Here is a 7,824-nt window from a genome sequence, read left to right on the forward strand (position 1 = left end):
CGCCTGCGCACCCCCACCGGCCTGGACGGCGCCCCCCTCCCGGTCGACCTCGCCGCCAACGCCGCCAGCCTCGGCGCCGACGTCATCCGCGCCGCGACGGCCACCGACCTGCGGGACGCGCTCCAGCAGGCGCGCAAGTCCCCGAGGACCACGGTCGTCCACATCGAGACGGACCCCTTGGCGAGCACCCCCGACAGTGCGGCATGGTGGGACGTCCCGGTCGCGGAGGTGTCGGCGCTGGACTCCACCCGGGAGGCCCGCGCCCGCTATGAGCGGGATAAGCGCACGCGCCGTCATCATCTGTGATCAACTCCTCAGACCGACCATTCGGGGAGAAACGGAGAGCAGCCGATGAGAGGCGTTTTCGCGCGTGGGACGTCCAGGGGCCTCGCGGTGCTGGCCGCCGCGGGACTGCTGGCGCTGAGCGCCTGCAGCAGCTCGGGCGGCAAGAAGTCCGAGGACACCCCGGAGGGCGCCGGCCCCCGGTTGAAGATCGCGATGGTCACGCACTCCGGCGCGGGCGACACCTTCTGGGACATCGTCCAGAAGGGCGCGAAGGCCGCCGCCGCCAAGGACAACGTCGAGTTCCTCTACTCCGCCGACCCGGACGGCGGCAAGCAGGCCCAGCTCGTCCAGGCCGCGCTCGACAAGAAGGTCGACGGCATCATCGTCACCCTCGCCAAGCCGGACGCGATGAAGGACGTGCTGGCCCGGGCCGCGGCCGCGAAGGTGCCGGTCGTGACGATCAACTCCGGCGCCGAGGAGTCGGCGAAGCTCGGCGCGGTCGCGCACTTCGGGCAGGACGAGTCGATCGCCGGTGAGGCGGCCGGCACGGAGCTGGCGAAGATCGGCGCCAAGAAGGCGCTGTGCGTCGTGCACGAGCAGGGCAACGTCGGCCTGGAGGACCGCTGCGCCGGCGCGAAGAAGACGTTCGGCGGCGACCTGCAGAACCTGTTCGTCCAGGGCACCAACATGCCGGAGGTGAAGTCGTCCCTCACGGCCAAGCTCCAGGCCGACAAGGGCATCGACGGGATCCTGACGCTCGGCGCCCCGTTCGCCGCGACCGCCGTCGACGCGGTCAAGGAGACAGGGAGCAAGGCCGAGATCGGCACGTTCGACCTGAACAAGGACCTCATCGCCTCGATCAAGTCGGGCGCGATCGAGTTCGCCGTCGACCAGCAGCCCTACCTGCAGGGCTACGGCGCCGTCGACGAGCTGTGGCTGCTGAAGAACAACGGCAACGTGCTCGGCGGCGGGCGCCCCGTGCTGACCGGGCCCGCGATCGTGACCGAGCAGAACGCGGGACAGCTGGAGGCGTTCGCGAACCGGGGGACGCGATGACCCAGGCGGTGGCCGGGCCGCCGGCGGCCCGCCCCGACGAGCGCCTGGCCCGGAGCTCGCCGCTGCGGCGGCTGCTCGGCCGCCCGGAGCTCGGCGCGCTGCTCGGCGCGGTGGCGCTGTTCGCGTTCTTCTCGATCGTCGCGGACGCGTTCCTGCGCGCCGGGTCGTTCTCCACCGTGCTGTACGCGGCCTCGACGTTCGGGATCATGGCGGTCGGGGTGTCGCTGCTCATGATCGGCGGCGAGTTCGACCTGTCCGCCGGGGTGATGGTGACGTCCTCGGCGCTGGTCGCCGCGCTGACCGCCTACCAGTTCACGCTGAACGTGTGGGCGGGCGTGGCGATCTCGCTGGTGCTGACGCTGGCGCTCGGCATGGTGAACGGCGTCCTGTACGTCCGGACGCGGCTGCCGAGCTTCATCATCACGCTCGCGACGTTCTTCATGCTCGCGGGCCTGAACCTCGGCGTGACGAAGGCGCTCACCGGCAACGTCGCCAGCGACTCGGTCCGCGACATGGACGGGTTCGCCTCCGCCCGCGCGGTCTTCGCCTCCGACGTGGACGTGCTCGGCGTCAACGTCAAGATCACGGTGTTCTGGTGGCTGCTGTTCACGGCGATCGCCACCTGGCTCCTGCTGCGCACCCGCGCCGGCAACTGGATCTTCGCGGTGGGCGGGGCCGCCGGCAGCGCCCACGCGGTCGGCGTGCCCGTCGACCGCGTGAAGATCGGCCTGTTCATGGGCGTGGCGTTCTGCGCCTGGTTCTCCGGGATGCACCTGGTGTTCGCGTTCGCGACCGTCCAGTCGGGGGAGGGCGTCGGCAACGAGTTCCTCTACATCATCTGCGCGGTCATCGGCGGGTGCCTGCTCACCGGCGGCTACGGGTCGGCGATCGGCGCGGCGATCGGCGCGTTCATCTTCGGCATGACGAACAAGGGGATCGTGTACGCCGAGTGGAACCCCGACTGGTTCCGGTTCTTCCTCGGCGCGATGCTGCTGATCGCGACCGTGGTCAACCTGGTCGTGCGGCGCAGAGTGGAGCGGTCGCCATGACGGACGCGAAGGGGGCGCCGCTCATCAGGCTCAGCGGCGTCGGCAAGAACTACGGCAACGTCATCGCGCTGCGCGACGTCGACCTGGAGGCGTCCGCGGGCGAGGTCACCTGCGTCCTCGGCGACAACGGGGCGGGCAAGTCCACGCTCATCAAGGTCGTCGCCGGGCTGCACCGCCACGACACCGGCACCTACGAGGTGCGGGGCGAGGAGGTGAGCTTCGCTTCGCCGCGCGACGCGCTCGACCGCGGCATCGCGACCGTCTACCAGGACCTCGCGGTCGTCCCGCTCATGCCCGTCTGGCGGAACTTCTTCCTCGGCTCGGAGATGCGGGGGCGCTTCGGGCGCATGGACGTCGGCTCCATGCGCGCGACCACCCAGCGCGAGATGGCCGCGATGGGCATCGACCTGCGCGACGTCGACCAGCCCATCGGGACCCTGTCGGGCGGCGAGCGGCAGTGCGTGGCCATCGCCCGCGCCGTCCACTTCGGCGCCGAGGCCCTCGTCCTGGACGAGCCCACCGCCGCCCTCGGCGTCAAGCAGGCCGGGGTGGTGCTGCGCTACATCGTGCGGGCGCGCGAGCGGGGCCTCGCGGTCGTCTTCATCACCCACAACCCGCACCACGCCTACCCGGTCGGCGACCGCTTCCTGATCCTCAACCGGGGGCGCGGCATCGGGCACCACACCAAGGAGGAGATCACCCGCGAGGAGCTCACCGGCCTGATGGCGGGCGGCGGCGAGCTGGAGGAGCTCGCCCACGAACTCGACGCGGCGGGCTCGTCCGGGGCCGCCGCACAGCTGGCGAAGGAGGCCGAGAGCCTCGGCCTCACCGACGACTGACGGCCGCCCCGGGCCGCTCCCCGCGGCCCGGGGCGGTCCTCACGCCGGCTCGGTCGGCGCCGGTTCGGGGCGGGCGGCGGTGATGTGGTCGGCCAGCTTGCGGACGCGGGCCTCGTGCTCGTCGTAGCCGACGACGACAGGGGGCTCGTTGTAGGGCATCGTGTCGGACGAGCGCCGCAGCTTCACGTACTGGCCGCACGCGTCGATCGCGTACGGCTCCATGTCGTCCTGCAGGGCGCCGATCACCGTGATGCCGTGCGTCTCGCCGATCTTGCGGAAGAGGGCGACGGCCTCCTTGCGGTGCTCCTTGCCGAGGTTGCGGCCGAGCTCGTCCAGCACGAGGCAGAGCCGGCCGCCGCCTGAGCTGGCGAGCGCGGCCGCGCAGACCAGCTTGACGGCCTTCTCGTCCATGAGCGCGGTGTTGGCGCGGCGGTTGTACGGGACGTACCGCTGCCCGTCCGAGCGCCGCCACTTCGGCGTGACGCGCCAGCGCCACTCCTGCTCGGGGTCGCCCGGCTGCTCCGGCGTGGGGAACTCCAGCGTCGCGCCGTACCCCCCGTACGACACGTCGAGCTTCTCGAACTCCTCCGAGACCCGCTGCAGGCGCGCGCGGATCGCGGCGGTCAGCGCGGTGCGGTGCGCCTCGGCGGCGCCGGCCGCCTCCGTCGCGCCCTTCTGCGCCTTGTCGAGGTCGGCGCGGCGGGCCGACAGCTGCACCTCGATCTGCCGGCGCTGGTGCCTCTCGTAGTCCTCCTGCTGGCGCAGGTAGCTCTCCATCGCCTTGACCAGGCGCGGGAACGTGGCCTGCTCGCGGTCGGTGCGGCGCCCGTCGCCCTCGGCGCGCTCGCGGAGCAGGAACCGCATCTCCTCGGGCATGTCCTCGTCCGACGGGCCGTCGGGGAAGACCCTCCGCAGCGCCTCCGACAGGTGCTTCTCGGCGGTGTGCCACCACTCGGCGGGCGTCCACGTGGCCTCGTCGTCGTCCAGAGCGGACAGCCACTCGGCGGCGCCCTCGCGAGAGCCGCCCCACGCCTTCTCCAGGTCGTCCAGGCCGAGCGCGGCGCGCCTGTCGGCCAGCTCGGTAGCGGCGCGGCGGACCTTGTCGCGCTCGCGTTCGTGCGTCTCCCTGCGGCCGCGCAGCCGGTCGACCTCCAGCGCACGCGTGTCGGCCTTCGCCTGGAGCCGCCGCAGCGTCTGCTCCGCCGCCCCGAGGCGCGGGCCGAGCCGGGACTCGCTGCCGCCGAGCTCCTCCAGGCGCTCGCGCAGCCCCGCCATCGCCGCGCGGACCTCATCCAGTTCGGCCGCGGCGCGCGCGCCCGCGAGGCGCCGCCCGGCGAGCGCCACGTCGGCGGCGGCGTCGGTCGTGGCCTGCCGCGCGCTCTCCAGCGCCTCCTCGGCGGACTCCACCGCCGTCCTGGCCGCCTGGACGCGGGCCACGCGTCCGGTGACGGGCTCGCCGAACCCGCCGACGACCACGACCCCGGTGCCCTCTCCTTCGAGCGCCGCGAAGAAGGAGGCCGGTGACGGCTCGCAGCTCACGCCGTCCGGCAGCGTCGCGCCGCCGTCCGCGGGGACGATCATGGAACCGGGCATGCCGTCGAGGGCGGCGACCGCCGCGTCGAGATCGCCGGCGCCGACGACGACGGCCTCCCGGTACGGCCACAGGGCCGCCTCCCAGCGCTCCCGGACGCCCTCGGCCAGCTCCACGGCGTCCAGCAGGCCGACCGCCGCGACGCCCGCGGCGGCCAGCGCGCGGATCTGCGCGGGCGCGCTGCCCTCGCCCGCCTCCGCCTCGGCCAGGGACCGCTTCGCGCGCGCGACGGCGCCCTTGGCCATCCCGTACTCCTGCTGGGCCTCGTCCCGGCGGGCCTCGGCCTCCGCCAGCTCGGCGCGGGCGGCGTCGCGGTCGCGCCCGTCGGCCTCCCGGCGGCGCTCCTCCAGCGCCGACACGCGCCGGCGCAGCTCGTCCAGGCGGTTGCGGGCGACGGCCTTGTCCGCGCCGAGCTGGTCGGCCTGGCCCTTCAGATCGGCGAGCGCCCCGCCCGCCTCCTGAAGCCGCGCCTCCAGCGCCCCGCCGGTGAGCTGCTCGATCTCCTTCTCCGCGGCCTTGGCCGCGGCGGCCAGCTCCTCGCCCTCCCGGTGCAGCCGCTCCTGGTCGGCCGCGTGCGCGGCGTCGGCCTCGGCCGCGTCCATCAGCAGCCGGGCCTGCCGCGTCCGCCAGTGCCGCACCGCCGCCGCGGCCTCGTCGCGGGCGCGGTCGCGGCGGTCGAACGTCTTCAGCAGGCTCGCCGCCTCCCGCTCCCACTCGGTGAGCCGCTCGGCCGCCTCCGCCGCCTTGGCCCGCTCGCGGTGCTCCTCCGCGCGGGACTTGCGCTCGGCCTCCAGCTCCCGGTCCAGCCCGGTCAGCGCCGCGATCGCGCTGAAGATGCGCTCCGGGCTGATCTCGTTCAGCGGCTGGGACAGCAGGTTCGTCGCGACCTTGGACCGCACCGACGTCGACAGGAACGACACGCACCGCACCTGCCCCCCGTACAGGACGCGGGACAGGTCCTTCGCGACGAGGTCGCGGCGCCCGGCGCTGCGCGGCAGGCTCGCCCACAGCCGGTCGGCCAGCGACACCCGGTCGGCCTCGGACGGGGCGGAGGCCAGGTAGACGCCCCGCCGCCACCGGATCTCCAGGTGCGGCGCGTCGACGTTCACCCGCAGCCACACGGTGACGGCGGTCTCGCCCTGCTCCTCCTCGGACCCGTCCCCTTCTGCGGGCCCGCCGCCCTCCGCGGGATCGGCGTAGTCGAAGACCCCGACGATGTACCCGTGGTCGGCGCTGGCCCACTGGCTGTCGCCCTGCGCGGCCAGCTCCGCGTTGAACAGCAGCTCCGCCACCGCCCGCGCGCCCGACGCGAACCGCCACTGCTCGTCGCCCAGGAGCGCGGTGATGGCCGCGATGAACGAGGACTTGCCGGCGCCGTTGGAGTCCTTCGGCCCCTGCCCGGCCACGACGATGAGCGTTCCCGGGACGGTCGGCACCGGATGCGTCGACAGCCGCGAGATGTTCACCGCCTGCACGGCCACGAGGGTCCGCCCGCCGACGACGTTCTCGGCGTCGCGCGCGGTCACCATCGGTTCCAGGACGGCCGTCATGTGTGCTCCCCCTGCTCGCGTTCCCGTCCCCTGCGCCGCGCCCGGATCGCCGCCGCGAGCGGCGAGTCCGGCCCGGCGGCCAGGATCAGCTCCTCTTGCAGCCGCCTGCGCGCGGCGCCGGTCAGCCGGTGGAACTGCGGCCCCGGCACGAACCCTCCGGCGTCGTCCGATCCCGCCTTCACCTGCGACACCAGCCCCGCCAGCCGCAGCCGCCGCAGCGACGCCTCCAGCTCCCCGACCGGCAGCTGCGTCCGGCGGCGCAGCTCGTCCATCGGCGTCGGGTGGGGCGACAGCCACGAGTCGTCCTCCAGCAGCCCCGCCGCCCTCGGGACGGCCACCGAATGGATCAGCACGAGCGTCAGGACGGCCCGCTCCCGCACCGGCGGGACGCACGCGGGGTCGGCGGCCAGCTCGGCCGCGACGTCGTCGCGGTAGCCGGAGGTCCACCGCGTGTGCTCCGACCGGATGAGGGTCCGCCCGCTCAACGCGAGCATCTCCTCGACCGTCCTGCGCAGCGCCGGCTCCCGCAGCGCCGCGAACCGCACCTCCGAGACCGGCTCGGCCGCGTGCTCCACCGCCATGTAGGCCGCCACGAGCTCCGCGCGCCGCCGCTCGTCGTAGGCCCGCAGCACCGGCTCGAACATGTCACTCACCCGGGCCCTCCCCGGCGTCGGGGCGCGGGCCGGGTTCGGGGAGGCGGCGCAGGAGGTCCCGCAGGGACGCGAGGGAGCCCTCCGGCCAGAGGGCGACCCGGGGCCCGGGGCGGACGGCGCCGGAGGCCTCGTCCAGCAGGAGCCAGCCGGTGTCCGACAGGCGGCGCAGCTCGCCGGTGGCCCAGCGGCGGGCCAGGTCGGTGTCGCCCCGCGTCATGCCCGCGTACACCTCCAGGACGTCGGCGACCGTGGACGGGGAGCCCGGCCAGGGGGCGTCGTCCAGGCGCGTCCAGCAGCAGCGCAGGGCCGCCGCGAGGACGCGGCGGGCCTGCCCGGCGCGGTCCAGCGGCATGGGCGCGGTGTCGTACTCCTCCAGCAGGGCGGGCGTCGCGCCGTCCGGCCACTCGGGCAGGACCCAGACGCGGGCGCCGTCCGCCGCGGCGACGGTCCCCGGCGGCACGGGATCGGACGCGGAGACGGACGGGCCGCCCAGCACGCGGGCGCGTGCGCGGGCCAGCACATGCGGATCGACGGTCACCGGTCGGTCCTTTCGAGCCGCCCCGGGGTCACCCACGTCGGGGCGCCCTCGGGACGCACCGCCACCCCGTCCGACCAGACGAGGCGGTACGGGAGTTCGGGGTGCAGGTGCAGGGACGACAGGTCGGCGAGCGTGCGGCGGGCCGCCGCCCAGTCGCGGTCGAGGACGTCCTCGACCGCGACCGCGTCGCGGCCGCGCAGGATCTGTTCGGCCAGGTCGCGGAGCCTCTCCGTCCCCGCGGGGTCCGAGCCCGGGACGCCCGA

The 7,824-nt window shown here is 74.5% G+C and carries 7 protein-coding genes and 1 pseudogene; 4 read left to right on the forward strand and 4 right to left on the reverse strand.

Annotated elements, in window-relative coordinates; translation table 11 throughout:
• The 4 genes from AB0C84_RS44815 to AB0C84_RS44830 all read left to right on the forward strand — a co-directional run.
• The coding region (locus tag AB0C84_RS44815; RefSeq protein WP_361078735.1) for a thiamine pyrophosphate-dependent enzyme at window positions 1-306 on the forward strand (306 nt) is incomplete at its 5' end.
• 45 nt (window positions 307-351) lie between these two features.
• Entirely contained in the window at window positions 352-1,341 is a 990-nt protein-coding gene (locus AB0C84_RS44820; RefSeq protein ID WP_361078738.1) for a sugar ABC transporter substrate-binding protein, read from the forward strand.
• A complete protein-coding gene (locus AB0C84_RS44825) occupies window positions 1,338-2,390 on the forward strand; it encodes an ABC transporter permease (protein WP_361078741.1) in 1,053 nt (350 codons plus the stop codon). The genes AB0C84_RS44820 and AB0C84_RS44825 overlap by 4 nt, the downstream gene beginning before the upstream one ends.
• Window positions 2,387-3,229 carry an ATP-binding cassette domain-containing protein gene (locus tag AB0C84_RS44830; RefSeq protein WP_361078744.1) on the forward strand — a complete coding sequence of 281 codons (843 nt, stop codon included), beginning with the start codon at window positions 2,387-2,389 and terminating at the stop codon, window positions 3,227-3,229. The genes AB0C84_RS44825 and AB0C84_RS44830 overlap by 4 nt, the downstream gene beginning before the upstream one ends.
• A gap of 39 nt (window positions 3,230-3,268) precedes the next feature.
• Here AB0C84_RS44830 and AB0C84_RS44835 read toward each other — a convergent pair whose 3' ends face one another.
• The 4 genes and pseudogenes from AB0C84_RS44835 to AB0C84_RS44850 all read right to left on the reverse strand — a co-directional run.
• Window positions 3,269-6,370 carry a chromosome partitioning protein ParA gene (locus tag AB0C84_RS44835; RefSeq protein WP_361078747.1) on the reverse strand — a complete coding sequence of 1,034 codons (3,102 nt, stop codon included), beginning with the start codon at window positions 6,368-6,370 and terminating at the stop codon, window positions 3,269-3,271.
• Window positions 6,367-7,014 carry a hypothetical protein gene (locus tag AB0C84_RS44840; protein WP_258945699.1) on the reverse strand — a complete coding sequence of 216 codons (648 nt, stop codon included), beginning with the start codon at window positions 7,012-7,014 and terminating at the stop codon, window positions 6,367-6,369. Before AB0C84_RS44840 ends, AB0C84_RS44835 begins: the two co-directional genes overlap by 4 nt.
• A gap of 1 nt (window position 7,015) precedes the next feature.
• Complete coding sequence (locus AB0C84_RS44845) at window positions 7,016-7,561, reverse strand: hypothetical protein (protein ID WP_179847554.1); 546 nt, start codon at window positions 7,559-7,561, stop codon at window positions 7,016-7,018.
• Window positions 7,558-7,824, reverse strand: a pseudogene (locus AB0C84_RS44850) (hypothetical protein); the annotation flags it as partial. The pseudogene AB0C84_RS44850 and the gene AB0C84_RS44845, both read right to left, overlap by 4 nt.

The organism is Actinomadura sp. NPDC048955, assembly GCF_040649435.1.
Classification (GTDB): domain Bacteria; phylum Actinomycetota; class Actinomycetes; order Streptosporangiales; family Streptosporangiaceae; genus Spirillospora; species Spirillospora luteofluorescens.

Excerpts from the sequence above, each read along its gene's own strand:
- AB0C84_RS44830 (WP_361078744.1), top strand. The coding sequence starts at position 2,387 with ATGACGGACGCGAAGGGGGCGCCGCTCATCAGGCTCAGCGGCGTCGGC.
- AB0C84_RS44820 (WP_361078738.1), top strand. The coding sequence starts at position 352 with ATGAGAGGCGTTTTCGCGCGTGGGACGTCCAGGGGCCTCGCGGTGCTG.
- AB0C84_RS44835 (WP_361078747.1), bottom strand. The coding sequence starts at position 6,370 with ATGACGGCCGTCCTGGAACCGATGGTGACCGCGCGCGACGCCGAGAAC.
- AB0C84_RS44840 (WP_258945699.1), bottom strand. The coding sequence starts at position 7,014 with ATGTTCGAGCCGGTGCTGCGGGCCTACGACGAGCGGCGGCGCGCGGAG.
- AB0C84_RS44825 (WP_361078741.1), top strand. The coding sequence starts at position 1,338 with ATGACCCAGGCGGTGGCCGGGCCGCCGGCGGCCCGCCCCGACGAGCGC.